At 28.6% G+C, this 18,620-nt stretch carries 23 protein-coding genes; 2 read left to right on the top strand and 21 right to left on the bottom strand.

All coding sequences use genetic code 11. The features are described from left to right. Nucleotides 1-78: 78 nt before the first annotated feature. The 15 genes from KPL44_RS06970 to KPL44_RS06900 all read right to left on the bottom strand — a co-directional run bounded on the left by KPL44_RS06970 (nt 79) and on the right by KPL44_RS06900 (nt 13,118). Nucleotides 79-1,023, bottom strand: a complete 945-nt coding sequence (locus tag KPL44_RS06970) for a sugar ABC transporter substrate-binding protein (protein WP_216248173.1) — start codon at nt 1,021-1,023, stop codon at nt 79-81. A gap of 19 nt (nt 1,024-1,042) precedes the next feature. Further along, nucleotides 1,043-2,374, bottom strand: a complete 1,332-nt coding sequence (locus KPL44_RS06965) for an ABC transporter substrate-binding protein (RefSeq protein ID WP_216248172.1) — start codon at nt 2,372-2,374, stop codon at nt 1,043-1,045. After that, nucleotides 2,364-3,035: a response regulator gene (locus tag KPL44_RS06960; RefSeq protein ID WP_216248171.1), complete on the bottom strand. Its 672-nt coding sequence runs from the start codon at nt 3,033-3,035 to the stop codon at nt 2,364-2,366. Before KPL44_RS06960 ends, KPL44_RS06965 begins: the two co-directional genes overlap by 11 nt. Next, entirely contained in the window at nt 3,028-4,374 is a 1,347-nt protein-coding gene (locus KPL44_RS06955; protein ID WP_216248170.1) for a sensor histidine kinase, read from the bottom strand. Before KPL44_RS06955 ends, KPL44_RS06960 begins: the two co-directional genes overlap by 8 nt. A 140-nt stretch (nt 4,375-4,514) precedes the next feature. Continuing rightward, a complete protein-coding gene (locus KPL44_RS06950) occupies nt 4,515-5,330 on the bottom strand; it encodes a Cof-type HAD-IIB family hydrolase (RefSeq protein WP_216248169.1) in 816 nt (271 codons plus the stop codon). A 184-nt stretch (nt 5,331-5,514) separates the two neighbouring features. Then, nucleotides 5,515-6,390 carry a PTS mannose transporter subunit IID gene (gene manZ / locus KPL44_RS06945; protein ID WP_216248168.1) on the bottom strand — a complete coding sequence of 292 codons (876 nt, stop codon included), beginning with the start codon at nt 6,388-6,390 and terminating at the stop codon, nt 5,515-5,517. A gap of 21 nt (nt 6,391-6,411) precedes the next feature. Next, a complete protein-coding gene (locus KPL44_RS06940) occupies nt 6,412-7,176 on the bottom strand; it encodes a PTS mannose/fructose/sorbose transporter subunit IIC (RefSeq protein WP_216248167.1) in 765 nt (254 codons plus the stop codon). A 23-nt stretch (nt 7,177-7,199) separates the two neighbouring features. Further along, nucleotides 7,200-7,682 (bottom strand): mannose/fructose/sorbose PTS transporter subunit IIB, encoded by a 483-nt coding sequence (locus tag KPL44_RS06935; RefSeq protein WP_216248166.1) that lies wholly within the window; start codon nt 7,680-7,682, stop codon nt 7,200-7,202. Beyond that, a complete protein-coding gene (locus KPL44_RS06930) occupies nt 7,682-8,104 on the bottom strand; it encodes a PTS sugar transporter subunit IIA (protein ID WP_216248165.1) in 423 nt (140 codons plus the stop codon). The genes KPL44_RS06935 and KPL44_RS06930 overlap by 1 nt, the downstream gene beginning before the upstream one ends. 300 nt (nt 8,105-8,404) lie before the next feature. Next, nucleotides 8,405-8,770, bottom strand: coding sequence for a hypothetical protein (locus KPL44_RS06925; RefSeq protein WP_216248164.1), 366 nt, complete (start codon nt 8,768-8,770; stop codon nt 8,405-8,407). A gap of 40 nt (nt 8,771-8,810) precedes the next feature. Further along, nucleotides 8,811-9,872 carry an ABC transporter permease subunit gene (locus KPL44_RS06920; RefSeq protein WP_216248163.1) on the bottom strand — a complete coding sequence of 354 codons (1,062 nt, stop codon included), beginning with the start codon at nt 9,870-9,872 and terminating at the stop codon, nt 8,811-8,813. Further along, on the bottom strand, nt 9,865-10,755 hold the full coding sequence (locus KPL44_RS06915) for an ABC transporter ATP-binding protein (protein ID WP_216248162.1): 891 nt from the start codon (nt 10,753-10,755) through the stop codon (nt 9,865-9,867). The genes KPL44_RS06920 and KPL44_RS06915 overlap by 8 nt, the downstream gene beginning before the upstream one ends. A gap of 35 nt (nt 10,756-10,790) precedes the next feature. Beyond that, nucleotides 10,791-11,831: an ABC transporter permease gene (locus KPL44_RS06910; protein ID WP_216248161.1), complete on the bottom strand. Its 1,041-nt coding sequence runs from the start codon at nt 11,829-11,831 to the stop codon at nt 10,791-10,793. Next, the gene (locus tag KPL44_RS06905) at nt 11,824-12,714 is read right to left on the bottom strand and encodes an ABC transporter ATP-binding protein (protein WP_216248160.1); all 891 of its coding nucleotides are present in this window, start codon (nt 12,712-12,714) and stop codon (nt 11,824-11,826) included. Before KPL44_RS06905 ends, KPL44_RS06910 begins: the two co-directional genes overlap by 8 nt. 32 nt (nt 12,715-12,746) lie before the next feature. Next, entirely contained in the window at nt 12,747-13,118 is a 372-nt protein-coding gene (locus tag KPL44_RS06900; protein ID WP_071611689.1) for a GntR family transcriptional regulator, read from the bottom strand. A gap of 241 nt (nt 13,119-13,359) precedes the next feature. Between KPL44_RS06900 and KPL44_RS06895 the strand changes: the two genes are divergently transcribed. Both KPL44_RS06895 and KPL44_RS06890 read left to right on the top strand, forming a co-directional pair. Next, entirely contained in the window at nt 13,360-13,701 is a 342-nt protein-coding gene (locus KPL44_RS06895; protein WP_216121822.1) for a PadR family transcriptional regulator, read from the top strand. After that, a complete protein-coding gene (locus KPL44_RS06890) occupies nt 13,692-14,984 on the top strand; it encodes an FtsW/RodA/SpoVE family cell cycle protein (protein WP_216248159.1) in 1,293 nt (430 codons plus the stop codon). The genes KPL44_RS06895 and KPL44_RS06890 overlap by 10 nt, the downstream gene beginning before the upstream one ends. A gap of 88 nt (nt 14,985-15,072) precedes the next feature. Here KPL44_RS06890 and KPL44_RS06885 read toward each other — a convergent pair whose 3' ends face one another. The 6 genes from KPL44_RS06885 to KPL44_RS06860 form a co-directional block, all read right to left on the bottom strand. After that, nucleotides 15,073-15,519: a hypothetical protein gene (locus KPL44_RS06885; protein ID WP_216248158.1), complete on the bottom strand. Its 447-nt coding sequence runs from the start codon at nt 15,517-15,519 to the stop codon at nt 15,073-15,075. 138 nt (nt 15,520-15,657) lie between these two features. Continuing rightward, nucleotides 15,658-16,434 (bottom strand): DUF4931 domain-containing protein, encoded by a 777-nt coding sequence (locus KPL44_RS06880; RefSeq protein WP_216248157.1) that lies wholly within the window; start codon nt 16,432-16,434, stop codon nt 15,658-15,660. A 239-nt stretch (nt 16,435-16,673) separates the two neighbouring features. Continuing rightward, nucleotides 16,674-17,066 carry a GerW family sporulation protein gene (locus tag KPL44_RS06875; RefSeq protein WP_216248156.1) on the bottom strand — a complete coding sequence of 131 codons (393 nt, stop codon included), beginning with the start codon at nt 17,064-17,066 and terminating at the stop codon, nt 16,674-16,676. Between the two features lie 111 nt (nt 17,067-17,177). Continuing rightward, entirely contained in the window at nt 17,178-17,621 is a 444-nt protein-coding gene (locus KPL44_RS06870; RefSeq protein WP_216248155.1) for a DUF2953 domain-containing protein, read from the bottom strand. 242 nt (nt 17,622-17,863) lie between these two features. Continuing rightward, a complete protein-coding gene (locus tag KPL44_RS06865) occupies nt 17,864-18,322 on the bottom strand; it encodes a zf-HC2 domain-containing protein (RefSeq protein WP_216248154.1) in 459 nt (152 codons plus the stop codon). A gap of 2 nt (nt 18,323-18,324) precedes the next feature. Continuing rightward, nucleotides 18,325-18,471 (bottom strand): RNA polymerase sigma factor, encoded by a 147-nt coding sequence (locus KPL44_RS06860; protein WP_253201656.1) that lies wholly within the window; start codon nt 18,469-18,471, stop codon nt 18,325-18,327. Nucleotides 18,472-18,620: the final 149 nt, after the last annotated feature.

Raw genomic sequence — 18,620 nt, 5'->3', positions numbered from 1 at the left:
CTATGGTATATTCTTGACTAGAGTTATCACAATTTAAAAACAAACACTTATAAAATAAAAAATGGCGTACCCCAAACTTTATGGGTACACCAAATTTTGTTTATTAATTAATTCTACTGGCACATTAATATAATTTTCTATTTTTAATCCTTCCAACTTTTTTAAAGCAGTTTCTGCAGCTATTTTTCCGATTTTATCTGGCGACTGCGCAGCTGTTGCTGTGAGTTTTCCTTTCTCAATCATTGCTAATGCATCATCAGCTCCATCTACTCCATAAATATATACTTTATTATTTTTTTTAGTGTTTTCAAACGCTGCAATAACTCCTAGTGCCGTTGGGTCATTAAGACACATGACAGCATCTATTTTTTTATTTGATTGAATTATACTATCCATAACTTCCATAGCGAGTTCAAGTTGACCATTTGATATTTTCCGTGCAACAACCTTTATCTCTTTATATTTATTTATAGTATCTTCAAAACCTTCAATTCTTTGAATAGCTGATTTAGCCGTTGGGTGTTCAATTATGACAACGTTTCCTTTTCCATTAAGCTTTGCTACTAAATCTCTTGCACATAAAACTCCTGCATTATAATTTTCAGAAACCACTGTACAATCAACCAATTTGTCATCAAAAACTGGAGAATCTACAACTATAACAGGTATATTAGCCTTTTTTGCAGCTATAAGTGCTGGCTTTATTCCTTTAAAGTCTACAGCATTTAAAAATATAACGTCCACCTTTTGAGATATAAGATCATCAACTTGAGATATTTGTTTTGATACTTCAAGTTGTGCATCCAGTGCAATGAGTGTTCCATTTTGACTTTCAACAGTTTTTTTTATACTTTCATTTAATTTAACAAAATATGGATTATTCATATTCATATAGGTTGCACCAAACTTTAATCGTTTTTCACCAAAAGGAGACTCCTTAATAAAGCTCAAATATACACTGAGTACTCCTGTAAATAAAACCATTAAAATTATTAGAATCATTACAATAGTTTTTTTAGTCATTTGCCCCTCCTATATTTAGCTATGGCTTAAGAAAATTATTTAATTTATAGTTTAATTTGATTAATGACTCTTGCACGTCATCACCACTATTCATTAATTTAAATATATCTTTATCTGCTATATCCATACTTTCCTCATATTTATGAAAACTTGGTGTTACAATAGACTGTTCTACAACCTGACTCAATTCTTTCTTGTTAATAAAAATTTTTCCTTCTGGATTATACTTTGATAGTTCTTTATCTGTTTCTTTTGATTCTAATACTTCCTTTACTACAGGCATTCCATGAGAATATTTTAAAACATCCATTTGAACATCTTTATCATTTGTTAAAAACTTTAAAAATTTCCAAGCCTCTTTCTCATGTTTAGTTCTTGAACTTATTCCAAAAAGTAGACTATTAAGTTGTCCAGCGTTTGCACCCTCTGGTCCTTTAGGCAACTTTATACATTCCCATTCAAATTGTCCATATTTCATTACTTTATATGGATATACTTTATATGCCCTATATGTTGAAAATGGGAAAGGTCTAAATACAACTTTACCATCATCAAAATCTTTAAGATTAACTATATAATTTTTATTTAACTTATTAAGTAATATGATAAACTTAATAGCATATGAAACCCCTTCATTATCAAAAGTTGCTTTATTACCATTTGTATCAAAAAGCTTCTGACCGTTAGTATATACAGCCTGTTGCCAATTAAATCCTACAGTTCCAAATTGGTCTATCTTACCATCTTTATCTGTATCGAGAGTTACTTTCTTACATATTTCATAAAAATCATTCCATGTCCAATCTGAACTAGGCAATTCTATTCCCTGTTTTTTTAATAAGGTTTTATTTACAAACATTAATTCTGGATCTACTTCTTTTGCAAGTGCATATTGAGAACCTTTATATTTTCCAGATTTTACTGCCGTACTATATTGCTTATATAAATCTAGCGTTTTATCATCTTTAATCAAATTATTAAGATTTTTTAGTTCTCCAATTGAAGCAAAAGTGTTAAAATCACCAGGCAAAACACAAAATAAATCAGGTTCATTACCTTTTAATATATTTTGGGATAATCTCTCTGAATAATCGCTCTTTAATATTCCACTTTTATATTTAACTTTTATATGAGGATTTGCTTTCTCAAACTTGTATATTGCTTCATCTAAAGCTTTATAAGATTGCCACTCAGGTACATCATACATACTTCCAACAAATGTACCAAACTCTAATACCACTGTTTCATTTTTATATTTATAATAAATATAAATAATAGAAGTTATTATTATAAAAAAAATTATAGACATAGCTATTTTTTTAAAATCTTTTTCTGCTATTCTAATTTTCAATCTTTTTCAGCTCCAATCTAGATTGAATTGCAAATATGGCTATTTGTGTCCTATCTCTTAAGTTTAGTTTACTTAAAATATTACTTATATAATTTCTTACAGTCCCTTCACTAAAATTAGTTTCAAGAGCTATTTCCTTATTTGACATCCCCCTCCCTATTAATTTCATTATTTTTAACTCATTCTTATTTAAATTATGGAATTCTAACTCATCTACATTGATTTTATATTCCACCTTATCGTCCTCATGGAAAAATTCAACTACCTTCATTGCAATATTAGGGTTTATAAGAGCCCCTCCATTATATACAGTTCTAATAGCACCCACTAGTTCTATAGAAGATAGACCTTTTAATAGGTAACCACTAGCCCCATATTTTAGAGCGTCAAATATATATTCATTATCATCAAAGGTTGTAAGTACTATAATTTTTATTTGTGGCAATATCTTTTTTATAATCTTTATACATTTTACTCCATCTATTTCAGGCATACGGATATCCATTAGAATAATGTCAGGAATTAATTTTTGTGCTAATCTAACAGCCTTTTTACCATCCTCTGCAACACCAACTACTTTCATATCAGGTTTATTTCCAAGAATTATTTCAAGACTCTGACTTATAAGTTCTTGATCTTCTGCTATTAGTATTTTAATCATTTTTAAACTCCCCCCTTATAGACAAGTATGCAGAAATAATAAATCCTCCTGCGTTATTACCACCAAACTTAACTTCTCCCCCTAACATGTTTACTCTTTCCTCAATATGCCTTAATCCGAACCCTTTTTTAACTTCACCTGCTCCTATTCCATCATCCATTATTTTAATTTGCAACTTATTTTCTGCAAATTCTAAAGCCACTATAATCTCACTTGCGGCCCCATGCCTCACTGCATTTGTTATTCCCTCTTGAACTATTCTATAAACTGTTTCTTCTTCATCCGCGCCCATTTTTGGAGCTTGTCCTATAATTTGAATCTTTACTTTAGTATTTGTACACTCATTTATATCTTCAGACAACTTTGAAATTGCTTCAATTAGCGAAAATCTTTCAAGTGCATCAGGCCTTAGCTCATTCATAGATCTTCGAACATCTAAGAGACCTGATCTTGCAAGCTCTGATATTTTTAGCATCTGAATTTTCATCTTACTAATGTTGAATTCTGATAATTCTATACATGCTTCTAAACCAATTGCTATACCAGTAAGTGTATGACCAATAGTGTCATGAATTTCCCTTGCTAGCCTATTTCTTTCTTTAATTTTAGCTGCTTCCTGAGATTTTCTAGCATAGTCTTGCAATTGAATGTTTATAACTTCTAATTCCTCTGAGGATTTATATAGCTTGATATACAATTCTGAAATTTTTTCATTTTCATCTCTTTCATTCTGTATTACTTGAATCATAAACACTATAAAGATTATTTCGTTTATAGAATTAAGTATATTCTTAATACTAAAAAAATAAAGTCTTTGCATTGACGTGTAGTATTGAACATAATCATTAATATTAAATATATTAATTTTAATAGACAAAATATTATAATCTAATGTTATATAAATAATAATTATTACTAAAATAAATACACTTTTTCTTTTTTTTCCATCAATATAAGTAACTATATTTGCTATTGCTATAAACAATATCCCCTTATAATCCATATTAAGATATACCATTATGCCAATGCATAATAAAATATCAAAAACGCAAAAAATATATAATGCAAATTGATTTTTTTTAAATAGATATTCCCTAGTTATAACACTAATAGTAAGCATAAATAAAAGCAGCATAGAAAATACAGGCATTTTCCATTCAATTGTAGGAACAGAGCTAACTTTTTCAATAAACTCCCTTGCCATATTATTTTCACAAATTAAGCCTATAGTATTAGAACTAACTATAGACGTAAATACAATTACTAAAAAATTTATAACAAACAATGAAATTCTAGTTACGGATGTTTTTCCCCATCTTTTTTCATCTAGTTTTTCCATCGTTTTACCTCCATATCGGTTTTTAATTACGTCACAAAACATCTTGTCTAATTTCTTTTGTCATTTCATTTTCACTTTGTTTACATCATTACACTTTTATTGTAACATCTTATATAAGTTACTTCCATAATAAAAAGTGTTCATGATATAATGTATTTTTTTATTGCCATAGCTACTCCATCTTCATCATTAGTCGAAGTTATATAATCAGCATATCGTTTAACTCCTTCTGGTGCATTACCCATTGCAACCCCAACACCTGCAAATTCTATCATACTAATGTCATTATAGTTATCACCTATAGCAATTATTTCGGATCTTTGTATGTTAAACTTTGACATCAAGATTTCTATTGCTGAAGTTTTTGAAACATTACTAGGCATTATTTCTAGATAGGTTGGTTTTGAAGGATATATATTTAAATTATTTGAATGATAACTTTTAATTAGTAGATCCAATGCTTTGATTTTATTGGGTTCTGCCATACATAGAAGCTTATTAGGTCCTGATTTTTCTTGTTCCCATACATTAAATAAATCAGTAAAATTTATAACATTTGGTGCAATATTAGTTATTGCACTTTCTTGACTCGACCATTCATCTATTTCTTCAATATACCATTCATCATCTTTGTATAAACTCATATGCACACCTATTTCCTTAACAAAATTATGAACCTGCCTTACCTCTGAAACTTCTATACTACAATTAGATAATATATTAGCATCTTTGTCCATAACTAAAGCACCACTGTAACAAATAATTGGTTGCTCGATATTAAGTTCCTTTTGTAAAAACAATATTCCCTTAGGCATTCTTGCAGACACTAATATTACTGGAATTTGTTTTTGATTTGCTACTATCTCAATTACTTCTTTTGTTTTTTTTGAAATTTTATGTTCTGAATTTAGTAATGTTCCATCAATATCTAAACATATCATTTTAATTTTATTCATTAATTTATTTCACACTCCATATTCTATAATTTTTAACTCATATTATATTCTTTAATAATAACATTTAACTTCAAAACTAACTTTAAATCCCTTTATTTATAGTTATAAAAAAAACTAACAGAGAAAATCAAATTTCAATGTTAGCCTTTAATGTTTTATAAAATTATATTTATAAGACAGCTTGTTATTTTAATATTCCTGCCCAAAAACCAAAGATACCTACTGCAAACAATGCGAATATTATTGCTACAGCACTTACCTTTTTCTTTAATAACTTCATACATAAAAAAGTTAATAATAATGGTAATGCTGCTGGTAACAAGGAATCTAATTGACTTTGTACAGTGTTAATTACAACTTTACCATCTGATCCAGTAATTCTTGAAATTACTACCGGTACATTAATAGTAGTCCATTTAGCCACCAATGCACCCATTACAAACAGACCTAATATTGAAGCACATTCAGTTAGCTTAGCTAATTTATTTCCAGAAACATCAGTAACTATTTCAGTACCTTTTTTATATCCATAGTTTAAGCCAAGCCAAAGTGTACCTAATCTAAGTCCATTAAATAATAGAAAGAATAATAAAGGCCCTACTACGCTCCCTGTAATTGCTATTCCAGCTCCTATTGCTGCTATAACCGGTCTTGCTGTTCCCCAAAATATTGGATCTCCTACCCCTGCGAGCGGTCCCATGAGCCCTACTTTTACACTACTTATTGCTGCATCATCTATTTGTGCACCATTTGCCTTTTGTTCCTCCATTGCTGCTGTTATACCCATAATAGGTGCCGCAACAAATGGTTGTGTATTAAAAAATTCTAAATGTCTTTTTAAAGCTTCAGCTTGATCTTCTTTTTTAGAATATAGTCTTTTTATTGCAGGGATTAATGTAACACAAAAACCTATTGACTGCATTCTCTCAAAGTTATAAGAACCTAAAAGAAAATTTGAACGAATAAACATACTCCTAAGGTCGCCTTTAGTTAATTTTACATCTTTGTTTTCGATATCTTTATGTTTAATATTTTGTTGTTTTAATTTATTTTCACTCATTTTATATCCCCCTTTTTATAATTAATCTAATTCATCTACAACTTCAGAAGCTTTGCTATACTTAGGATTCAATTGAATATAAGCTATTCCACAAATTAGTCCAAGCATTCCTAGTCCAACAAGAGTGAAACTTGTAAATACTGAAATTAGAAATCCTGCAAAGAAGAAAATCATTAAATACTTAGCTTCCATCATATTTATTACCATTGCATAACCAACAACAACTATAAACCCTCCTGATACTTGTAACCCTCTTGTAACAACTACTGGTATTGCCGAAAGCATTGCATTAACAGTACCAGTTCCCGCAACTGCTGCAACTAATACAGCTGGAATAGCAACTCGTAATGCCTGTACTGCTAAAGCCATTATATGACACATTTCTATGCCTCTAAAGTTTGCTTCTTTGGCGTATTTGTCTGCAAGATGCTGAAAAAACACTATTATTGTTCTAACAAAAATAGTAAGAACTTGACCTGCCACTGCTATTGGAATTGCAAGTGCCATTCCAGCTGTTATTGATTGGTGCCCAACTATTACTAAAATTGTTGATACAACACTAGCCAGTGCAGCATCTGGAGCCATAGCTGCTCCAACATTCATCCATCCAAGTGCTAAAAGTTCCAAATAACCACCTAAAATAATTCCCGTTTTCACGTCTCCTAAAACTAATCCGATAAGTGTACATGCTATTAATGGTCTATGAGTTTGAGCTGAATCCAGAACACTCCCCATTCCAGTTATACCTGCAATTATAAATACTAAAATTATTTGTAATGTACTCATTAATATCCCCCCTTATTTAATTTTTAAATTTTTGCGATTTTACTCATTAAATCAACTTTTGGATCACGGGCAACTTGTCTTAACTCCAATTCTATTCCTAATTCATGTAATTTTTTAAATGCTTTTATATCATCATGACCTACAGATACTGCCGCTGATATTTGGGTTTTACCCTCTTTAAAGCACATTCCACCAACGTTTACTGATTTAATATCTACTCCGCCTTCAATCAATCTTAAAACATCAGCTGGATTTGTAGTCAAAAACAAAGTTTTAAAATCGTTGTATTTAGGATTTTTATATGCACCAATTGCCTTTTCAATAGGCATTACATAGGCTTTTATTCCTGGTGGTGAAACCTGTAATAATAAACTTTTTCTTAACTTATCATTAGCAACCTCATCACTACATACAAATATTTTGTTACATTTTGATACCTTCGCCCAAACCGTTGCTACCTGTCCATGAATTAATCTGTCATCAATTCTTACAAAACTTATTTCCATTATTCTAATTCCTCCTCAACATTATCATTAAAATTTTCTTTAAATGATTTTATAGCATCTAGTCCAGAATCTATAGCCGTTCTTACAATATCATCTAAACTTTTAAAATCTCTTGAAACAGAAACCTCGAGAAGCATTGGTAAATTAACTCCAGTAACAATATCAATATTTTCACTCGTAATTGCTATTCTACTAGCTGCATTAAATGGACTTCCACCAAACAAATCAACCATAAAAAGCAATCCTTCTCTAAGATCAAGGTTTTTAATTAAATCTTCATACTTTTTAACAAGATCATCAGCACTTTCCCCAGGTTCCAAAGTCACATACCCTATATTTTCTTGTTTGCCGAGTATCATTTCTGAAGACTTCAACAATTCCTTAGAAAATTTTCCATGAGATCCAAGTATAATAGCTATCATTATTTATCCCCCTTAAAACATATTATTTCGCAATTCATGATAACGTTATCAGTCATCTCTTAAATATATTATGAACTAATTTTATATTATCTTCACCTACATTTTGTCATCTAAACTATGACAATTGTCACTTAAATTATTACAATTATCATAAAGTTTTCAATTGAACTGTTAGTTCCAGAATTATAACCCTATATTATAAAAAAAGGCCCTAGTTATGTGAACACAACTAGGACATTTAAAACTGAATTTTAATAACATTGCATAATAAATCTTATATATGCTCACAAACAAACCCCTCTAATTTAAAACAACCGCCCACTTTCCATTATTATCTTTTCTAACATTTATATCTACTATTCCTTCTTTATTAAAATCACACGTAAATTCATTGCTAAGAGTACTTTTGTTATTTTTATCTTCAAATTCAACTTTATAAGTACAATTTTTTTGCACTCCCATATCAAAATAACAATGCTGATTTTGCTTCAAATTACTACCCATAATCTCAGTTTTACCAATTCTTTGAATTGCTATATTGCTAATTATTTCTGAACTTTTATTTCCTATAATGAGATTGTTTTTAATGTCTTTTTCACCACAAACAGATATTAAAACTGCAATAATTATACAACCTAATACAGTTATATATGGTATTCTTTTCAACCTAACCCACTCCTTAAATTAAAATGATCATCTCTTATAATTATTTTTTTGAGGATAATACCTTAAGTAATAGTTTAGATATAAAATATCCTATAATAGTGAAAATGACAAAGTAAATTCCAAATGATGCCTTTAAACCACTCTCTCCAAAAATAACTCCAGCCAAAAGCCCTGAACATATAGCAACGCCCCCCATAAAGACAGGTTCCAAATTTTTAAAAACAATTAATCTCAAATTATATTCTATATTTCTCTTTTTATAGGCTAAATTAGCTAAGAACAAAAATAAACAAATTAATAGAAAAAGTACTAATAACTTAGATTTATAATTACTATAATAGAAGTTTTGATAATAATCCTGATTAATATTCTCTGCTGAATTTGGATAAAAGGACTTCTGTTTAGCTACATTATAACTATAAATATTTATCCAACCACTAATTTTTTCAAAGATTATATTAATTAAGTCATCATAATGATAATATCTCATAACTAATTCCTGTACTACCATTGACATAAATATTGGTACCCCTAAAATTATACCACCTACCATGCCAGACACTATACTATTTCCCATGACTGCCTGCATTAACATCATAAAAGTAAAAATACAAATGTACTGGAATGTATCCATAAAAAACCATTTAACTATATCAGAGTATGGATTTAACGTTGTATTAAGGTCATTAATATTAGCAAAATAAAACAAGCTTAAAAATATATATGTTATTACAAAACTTATAAGTAAACTTACCACACCAACAAGCCATTTATTAATTATTATCTCTTTCCTTGTAAATGGCATAGAAGCTATAAATCCCTGTGTTTCACTAGTTTTTTCTCCTTTAAATAAAATTATAGCGAGTATTATGACAACTAATACCATTACAAAATAATAACTTTTCATACCATATATTCCATTATTGAACCACCTGTCAGTCCTACTTCCAATATTGTATTCCATATACATTTTATTTCGATTTAGCAATGATATAACACCATAAACTTTATAAAATAAAAGTGTTATAATAGATAAAAGCGTTACCCATCTTACATTTATCCATTCCTTATAAAAAAGGGCCTTATTTACAACCTTATTCATTTTTATCCTCCTCTTCTACGAAATATATAAACATATCCTCAAGGCTCATATCTACAATTTCTATAAATTCAGCTCCCATGTCATATAGCTTTTCCTCCAAATCTTTTGTGTAATTTTTAGTGATTATATAATTTACCCTACCTATAGTTTCAACCTTAATTACTCCATCAATAGAAGATAACTTCTCATTTATATTGACTTCATCTTTAAACATCACTTGAAGTTTTTTGATGCTATTTTTAGCATCTTCCATAGAACTTTTAAGTTTTATTTCGCCACCTTTGATTATTGCTACGCTATCACATATTCTCTCAATATGGTCCAAATGATGTGATGAAATAAATACAGTTACATCTCTAGATGCTACTTCATCCACAATAATTGACATTAATTCTTTTTTAATCACAGGATCAAGTCCAGATGTTGGCTCGTCAAGGATTAATATATCTGGTTTTATACTTAAGTTTAAAAGGATAGCTGTTCTCATCTTCATGCCTTTGGAAAGCTCCCTTATTCTTCGATTTAAAGGAATTTTAAATTTTATATTAAGCTCATCGAATCTCTCCTTGGAAAAATCATTGTAGGCCTTCTTATAAAATTCTAGGAGCTCGCATACTTTAAAAGATGAGAAATATTGGTTTTCATCTGATACATACCCTATCTTCTGTTTTATTTTAGCATTATCAAAAACTTCTTCACCATCTATTAAAATGCTTCCTTCATTAACTCTGTAAATACCAGTTAAACATTTAATAAGTGTAGTTTTTCCAGCACCATTTTCACCAATTATTCCAAATATACTCCCCTTATTCACATGCAAATCTACATTTTTTAAAATGTATTTATCATCTATCTTTTTACTCACATTTTTTATATCTATCAATGTAATCCCCCCATTTTATATTCCAATATTCCTAATTATTTCCTTGGCGATAATACCTTAAGTAATAGTTTAGATATAAAGTATCCAATAATAGTGAAGATGACAAAGTAAATCCCAAATTCTCTTAAGCGATCACTTCCAAAAATAACTCCAGCCAAAAGCCCTGAACAAATAGCAACTCCCCCTATAAATACAGGTTCTAAATTTTTAAAAACTATTAGTCTCAAATTATATTCAATGTTTCTTTTTTTATATGCTAAATTAGCTAAGAACAAAAATAAACAAGTTAACAGAAAAAGTACTAATAACTTCGATTTATAATTAGTATAATAAGAAAATGCATGAGCATACGTCCCCTTTATTGCTGTTTCAACGTAACTCTGATGAGGTATATTGTAGCTATAAACACTTAACCAGTCCGAAATATCATTAGTAATCTTATACCTATATCGATTATACCCATAGTATCTTCTGATTATAAGGTCTCCTAACGTAGTTATAAATAATGGTACCATAAGTATTATTCCACCTACTATGCTAGATACTATACTATTTCCCATAACTGCCTGAATAAACATCATAAAAGTGAAAATGCAAATGTATTGGAATGTATTCATAAAAAACCATTTAATTATATCGAAATATGGATTTAATGTTGTATTAATGCCTTTAATATTTAAGAAATAAAACAAGCTTAGAAATATATACGTTACTACAAAACTTATAAATAAACTTACCACTCCAACAAGCCATTTATTAAAAATTATTTCTTTCCTTGTAAATGGCATGGAAGCAATAAACCCTTGAGTTTCGCTAGTCTTCTCACCTGCAAATAAAGTCATGGCGAGTATTAATACAACCAACACCATTATAAAAATATGAATATTTGCTTCATAAAGTCCGTTATTAAACCAATAATTATTCTCTGCTCCTCCCTGAATCATTCTTTTGTAATTTAATTCAGATATAACCCCATAACCCTTACTACTTAAAAGTATAACAATAGTTAAAAGTGTTATCCATTTCACGTATATCCATTCCTTATAGAAAAGGGCCTTATTTAAAATCTTATTCATTTTTATCCTCCTCCCCTACGAAATATATAAACATATCCTCAAGACTCATATCTACAATTTCTATAAATTCAGCACCCATGTCATATAGCTTTTTCTCAAGATCTTTTGTATAATTTTTAGTAATTATATAATTTACCCTGCCTATATTTTCAACCTTAATTACTCCATCAATAGAAGATAACTTCTCATTTATATTGACTTCATCTTTAAACATAACTTGAAGTTTTTTTATACTATTTTTAGCATCTTCCATAGAACTTTTAAGTTTTATTTCGCCACCTTTGATTATTGCGATGCTATCACATATTCTCTCAATATGATCCAAATGATGTGATGAAATAAATACAGTTACATCTCTTGATGCTACTTCATCCACGATAATTGACATTAATTCTTTTTTAATCACCGGATCAAGACCAGATGTTGGTTCATCAAGGATTAATATATCTGGTTTTATACTTAAGTTTAAAAGGATAGCTGTTCTCATCTTCATGCCTTTTGAAAGCTCACGTATTCTTCGATTTAAAGGAATTTTAAATTTTACATTAAGTTCATCAAATCTCTCCTTGGAAAAGTCATTATAGGCCTTCTTATAAAATTCTAAGAGCTCGCATACTTTAAAAGATGAGAAATATTGGTTTTCATCTGATACATACCCTATCTTCTGTTTTATTTTATTATTATCAAAGACCTCTTCCCCATCTATTAAAATACTTCCTTCATTAACTCTGTAAATACCTGTTAAACATTTAATAAGTGTAGTTTTACCAGCACCATTTTCACCAATTATTCCAAATATACTCCCCTTATTCACATGCAAATCTACATTTTTTAAAATGTATTTATCATCTATCTTTTTGCTCACATTTTTTATATCTATCAAAATAATCCCCCCCCTTTTAAGATTTCTAATTACTAAAACTCACTATAAATATCATTTAATATATCTATTAATGTATCCTTATCAAGACCTATATAATGCGCTTCTATTATTATCTTCTTCATATGTTCTTTAATTTCTTTCATTTTTTCCTCATCCATAACAGGTTTAAAATTTTCTGATACAAAAGTTCCTTTTCCCCTTATAACTTGGATTGTCTTCATTCGCTCAAGCTCAATGTATGCTTTACTTATAGTATTAGGATTTACCGTTATAGCTGCTGCGAGTTCCCGTACAGAAGGCAGTTTATCTCCTGGTTTTAATATTCCTTTTATTATATTTTCCTTTACCTTCTCAATAATCTGTTCATAAATAGGCTTACTGCTTCTACTATCAATATTTATCATGGCCTCACCTTCTTTCATTCAATCAATTTTTTTACTAGTTGCATAACGTGTACTACGTGTACTATGTTATGTAGTACACTATAAATATATAACTTTATTATTATAATGTCAACTAATCTTAAAAAAAACATTTATTCTAAAATATAAATGTAAAAGTATATATTGACATTTTATTGATCGGTGTTATCATTATACATAGATTAACTATGTATAGAGCATCTATGTATAAGGAGGGTTAAAAATGCCAATAAATAAAGAACTTTTAAAAGGTAGCACTGTAATTCTTATTTTAAAACTAATTAATAAAAAACCAATGTATGGGTATGAAATGATAAAAGAAATGGAGGAAAAATCAAATGGTATATTCACATTAAAGGAAGGGACTCTTTATCCAATTCTCCATACATTAGAATCAAAAGGATTAGTAGAATCATATTGGGATGAGGGTTCTTCAAAACGTAAGCGAAAATACTATAGGATAATGGAAGCCGGCAAATTATCTTTAAAAGAAAAAGAAGAAGAATGGTCTACTTTCAGATCAGCCGTTGATAATATGTTATTGGAGGTTGTGATATGGGCATAAAAGATAATTCTAAAATCAATGAATATATAGACAATATATGTTCTTATGTAAAATTTAAGGGGGCTCATAAAGAAATAAAAGAGGAATTATTATCACACATAGAAGATATCGTAGATGAAAATAATGAAAGAGGATTGTCAGATGTAGAATCAACTAGTGAAGCTATCAAGCGAATGGGTGATGGGGAAGCTATAGGTAAACAGTTAAACATAGCACATAAAGGAACCCCCGATTGGATTACATTACTTTTAACCATAATACTTGTAAATGCTGGCGTTGTTTTGATGTATCTTATACAATATAAAAACTCATATAAACCTAGTGATTATTTATTTAATCATAGCTTATTATATTCAGCAATTGGTACTGTAGGTGTTGTACTATTATATTTCTTTGATTATAGAAAATTAGAAAAATATTCAAAATATATTTTCGTAGGAATGTGTTTGTCATTTATCTTATTATTTTTCATAGGACATCCAATAAATGGAATTTCATCCCTTAGTATAGGCTCTTTTTCAGTAGACATTAAAGCTATTAGTTTATATGTATTTATAATATCCATGGCAGGTATATTCAATAACTATGACTGGAACAATAAAATAAATTTAATTAAAGCTGTTGTGTATTTATTTATTCCATTGATTCTTATGTTATCAGTCCCAGCATTAGCTTACTGTGGAATTTATTTTATTTCATTTATGGTTTTAGCACTTAAATCTGGTATGAAAAAAAGATATGCTTTTTACATTGTTGCCTTTAATATTATTTCTTTTTTATTTTATTCTTTCTCTCGCCCATATACACTAAAAAGGCTTTTAGTGTTTTTACACCCATTTTCTGATCCCAAAAACTCTGGATTCTTAAGTGTTCAGATGTATAATATAACCCATACATCTGGAATTTTGGGACATGGTTTTTCTGCAAATGAAGACATAATAAAAGTACCGCTTATTTCATCTGACTTAGTATTTAGTTATATAGTACACACCTTTGGATGGCTAGGAGCTGCAGTTATTATTTCTATAATAATTTCTTTCATATATAGGATTTTACACATTTCAAAATATGTTAGAAATAGTTATGGCAAATTACTTATAAGCGGACTCATTAGTGTATTTATAGTACAATTTGTTTCGAATATATTAATGAATCTAAATTTATTCCCAATCGTTGGAGTCGCACTTCCATTCTTGAGTTACGGTGGTTCCTTAGGCCTTGTTAATATGCTTTCCGTAGGTGTTATTATGAGTGTATATAGACGAAGAAGTTTATCTGCCTAATTGAATGTCATGGAGTAACAATTATAATTAAGAGAAGCCATAATAAACTTCTCTTAATTTATATTTTACAAATATTTAGAAGCATACATTAATTGTTTTCACTGTCGTTATTTGTATTATCATTTTTCATACTTTCTTCTTCGTCTTCTTTTAATCGGATGTATCTATTTTGATTTTTCTCCCAGAAAAAAGACTCAATTATACCTAAGACGAACCCCGTTGACAAATAATCCAGCAATGTTTGGTTTTGCTCATATCCACCCACACTTCGGTGGTACAATATAATAACCAAACCTACTATACCCATAATAGCAGTCATAGAAAAAATACTTTTAATAATATATTTTAGCAATCCTTTTTCTTGCATTTTTCCCCAAACTTTAATGAACCTCTCATCATCATCATAAAATATCCTTGAAATTTTGCTTACCTTTATTGTATTTGTAGTAACTAGGTATCTAAAAATTATACATACACACCAAATTACAAATACAATCACAAGCCAAATAATAAAATTTATATCCACCATTCCCATATCAATTCCCCCTATAATAGTTGTATAAAATTAATATTTCGTCTATTCTAAGAAGTGTCTACTAAATAATACCATATCTTTATAATAGATATAACATAAACTTAAATTATATGGGATATTTTCTTATCAATCAATAACTTATCTAGGTTCAGATTTAAAATACAACTGTTGAACCTGCTTTACAATTTCATCTGTTTGGTTTGTAATTTGAGAAATAGAAAAGCCTATAAATAATGGAGATGTAATAAATCTAGGTATAACTTTACATATTATTTTACCCTTCCAATCATAAAAGAAAAGATTAAAACTACTACATTTCACATAAAAATCATTTAGTATATAATGAACAATTTTTTGTATATTATCAGCCATTATATCTAAATTATCAATGCTATTTATTATAATATTAAATTCAGTAAAATCTACCTTGGGTTTGGTTGAAAGATTAACGACACATTCATCCGACTCGTTAATTACTATTCCTTCAAAATACTCATCTTTTAAAGATTCTTTGTAATCTATAGATTTTAGTCCAACAATCTGCATATGTGCATGATTAATAGTCCCACCTGAATAAGGACCGTGGTTTTTATAAAAAATCACAGATTTAAAATCACCACTTTTCTCCATATCAATCCAATGACGAACTCCAAATCTTAATAAATTTCTCATATATTCTTTATCATACATTGTGATATCAAAATCGCAACTACTTGTTTCTATTAGCACTGTTTGAAGTGTATTTTCTAATGTAGGAAATTTGTTTTTAACTAAAATGAATGGCCCTTCTTCATCTATAATACCTGTTAGCCCCTCTCTGTTACAAAATGGGCATGGGGTCTTCTTATTTTTAATGCTATTGGGTTTATTTTTACTTATATTTGCTAAAAACTTTAAATATTTGTTAGAACTCATTTTATTCACCTGCTCCAATATATAATTTTTAAACGCTTAATCGAATCTAATCAGTGTCTACTTTAACAATATCATAGATGATTTTATTTAAATAATCAATAATAATTTCAAATTGACGGATATATAATCTTCTAAAATAGAAGATAGCTTACAAAAAATATTAAACAGCCATAACCCCATATAATTCAGGACTTTGGCCGTTTAAGTCAATTTTACCATTTAATATTTTTAATCTAAAGTTAGATATCATTTTCCGTTTTATTCTTATCTGTTTTGTTCTTAAATCCACCCATTTTTGAGCTTACTTTGGATACTAGTCCCGGTACCATTTGGATAAGATTTTCAAGATTACATTTTCCTTTTATAGAAAGCATTGTTACATTTCCATCTTTTATAACTAAAATAGCAGTTGGAGTTATCTTAGCTCCTGCTCCAAGTCCTCCCCCAGTACCTTCGCCATCCTTAAGAGTATTCCCTGTTCCGCCCCCGGTTCCGCATCCAAATGAAACTGTAATAAGTGGTATTAGTGTTGTTTCTCCAACAATTATTGCCTCACCAACTACTGTCTCTGTCTTTAAAAATCTTTCTAGATTTGAGAATAATGCTTCAGCATTCTCTGTCATATTTATCATAACTTTTTCCTCCTAATATTTAATTATATATTTAATTATTTATTTATTACATAATCATTATTAACTTTACACTTAACAATACACATAAACTATTATTAAGTTTCAGATTTTTTATGCTTTTTTAAATATTTTTTGTCTGTTGTTTTTCTTAAACACAAATTTAAGTGTTTTTATTATTGCTGCTAGCAAAGAAATCTTTCCATGAATATCACACTCAATTTCAACTATTTCATCATCGAATACTGGTTGTAAATTAATATCACTTTTAGGAATAAGATTTGATATTAGAGGTATAATTCCACAAATCATACCTGTAAGCGAAGGGTCATCAAATCCATAAAAACCATTTATTTTGACTGTTTTTGGTTTTACGATCCCTATTATATCTTTAAAATAATTTATTAAATCATTTATGAATTCCCGCTCTATATAATCCCTTATATTAAAATTACTCCTCTTCTTTTTCTTACTCTTCTTTTTATTCTTTTCTTTTTCCTCTTTTTCAATTTTTATATCAGGGCTTATTATTTCTTTTCTAATAATGCGTAATCCCATAATTTTTAATAAAAATATTTCTTTAGTGTCTTCATGTCTCACAATTACTTTTATAATTTTTTTAAAAAATAATAAGGTTATATCCACATTAATTTTTTCATAAATTTTTGAACTTATATAATATTCAAAGGGAATTATTAAAAATAATAAAATAATACCAAATATAAAGATTAATAAATAAAGGAGTATTTTTAATATTAAAAATAAAATAAACAAACCAACACCTCCTTTTCCCTAAGGTTCTAACCTAATTTTAGTTTTTTTAGAATGTTTATTTCATCTAACTTGCTTTTAACCATATGTTTTATAGGTTTTTTTATAAAATTAAAAGTAGTTTCAATTTTATTATTAATAAAATTATTATATGGATTATGTTTATATACTACGCTTGATCCTTTTATAGCCTTATTTATACCACTATATGTTTTTATTGCATTATGTATTTTAGATTTAATAGTAGTTTTCTCCATTTCAGATATACAGTTTTCTGTAACAAGTTGTGAAATTGTACTTAGTTTATCAGGAAATTTAATATTAATAAGTTCATCTTTAATATTTTGATTAATTATATTTATTAATTTTAGATCCTTTTGACAATCAGTGCAATATTTTATATGCTCTTCAACGAATATTTTCTCTAGTGGTTGAATTGTATTATCATCAAAAGCATATAAAAGTTCTTTATCAAATTTACAGCACATATTTACACCTCCATATCATTTTCTAGTTGTTTCTTTAATATAGCTTTAGCCCTATATAAATCAGTTTTAATGCTTCCAAGCGGTCTATTTAACAATTCTGAAATCTCTAAATAACTCTGATCATCAAAATATCTTAATGCAATCACCATTCTATAATTACTTGCTGATACTCCCACACCTTAAGGAGTGGGGTTCTTAGATACGTTAACTTCTCAAATACTCTCATCTATTAAGGAGCTAATAAATTACACATATAAGAACTCATTAATTTCTCTAAAACTTTTACTACCAATCACTC

The sequence above is a fragment of the Clostridium sp. DSM 17811 genome, assembly GCF_018861905.1.
Taxonomy (GTDB): domain Bacteria; phylum Bacillota; class Clostridia; order Clostridiales; family Clostridiaceae; genus Clostridium_AD; species Clostridium_AD frigoriphilum.
Note: the sequence above shows the minus strand (reverse complement) of the source record. Positions and strands in the feature narration are given on the sequence as shown.

Bases quoted from the DNA above. Each gene is read 5' to 3' on its own strand.
- KPL44_RS06895 (WP_216121822.1), top strand. From the start codon at position 13,360: ATGCCAATAAATAAAGAACTTTTAAAAGGTAGCACTGTAATTCTTATT.
- manZ (WP_216248168.1), bottom strand. From the start codon at position 6,390: ATGAGTGAAAATAAATTAAAACAACAAAATATTAAACATAAAGATATC.
- KPL44_RS06880 (WP_216248157.1), bottom strand. From the start codon at position 16,434: ATGAGTTCTAACAAATATTTAAAGTTTTTAGCAAATATAAGTAAAAAT.
- KPL44_RS06940 (WP_216248167.1), bottom strand. From the start codon at position 7,176: ATGAGTACATTACAAATAATTTTAGTATTTATAATTGCAGGTATAACT.
- KPL44_RS06950 (WP_216248169.1), bottom strand. From the start codon at position 5,330: ATGAATAAAATTAAAATGATATGTTTAGATATTGATGGAACATTACTA.
- KPL44_RS06960 (WP_216248171.1), bottom strand. From the start codon at position 3,035: ATGATTAAAATACTAATAGCAGAAGATCAAGAACTTATAAGTCAGAGT.
- KPL44_RS06900 (WP_071611689.1), bottom strand. From the start codon at position 13,118: ATGATAAATATTGATAGTAGAAGCAGTAAGCCTATTTATGAACAGATT.
- KPL44_RS06935 (WP_216248166.1), bottom strand. From the start codon at position 7,682: ATGGAAATAAGTTTTGTAAGAATTGATGACAGATTAATTCATGGACAG.
- KPL44_RS06970 (WP_216248173.1), bottom strand. From the start codon at position 1,023: ATGACTAAAAAAACTATTGTAATGATTCTAATAATTTTAATGGTTTTA.
- KPL44_RS06920 (WP_216248163.1), bottom strand. From the start codon at position 9,872: ATGAATAAGGTTGTAAATAAGGCCCTTTTTTATAAGGAATGGATAAAT.
- KPL44_RS06860 (WP_253201656.1), bottom strand. From the start codon at position 18,471: ATGGTGATTGCATTAAGATATTTTGATGATCAGAGTTATTTAGAGATT.
- KPL44_RS06885 (WP_216248158.1), bottom strand. From the start codon at position 15,519: ATGGGAATGGTGGATATAAATTTTATTATTTGGCTTGTGATTGTATTT.
- KPL44_RS06955 (WP_216248170.1), bottom strand. From the start codon at position 4,374: ATGGAAAAACTAGATGAAAAAAGATGGGGAAAAACATCCGTAACTAGA.
- KPL44_RS06910 (WP_216248161.1), bottom strand. From the start codon at position 11,831: ATGAATAAGATTTTAAATAAGGCCCTTTTCTATAAGGAATGGATATAC.
- KPL44_RS06890 (WP_216248159.1), top strand. From the start codon at position 13,692: ATGGGCATAAAAGATAATTCTAAAATCAATGAATATATAGACAATATA.
- KPL44_RS06930 (WP_216248165.1), bottom strand. From the start codon at position 8,104: ATGATAGCTATTATACTTGGATCTCATGGAAAATTTTCTAAGGAATTG.
- KPL44_RS06870 (WP_216248155.1), bottom strand. From the start codon at position 17,621: ATGGGATTACGCATTATTAGAAAAGAAATAATAAGCCCTGATATAAAA.
- KPL44_RS06875 (WP_216248156.1), bottom strand. From the start codon at position 17,066: ATGATAAATATGACAGAGAATGCTGAAGCATTATTCTCAAATCTAGAA.
- KPL44_RS06865 (WP_216248154.1), bottom strand. From the start codon at position 18,322: ATGTGCTGTAAATTTGATAAAGAACTTTTATATGCTTTTGATGATAAT.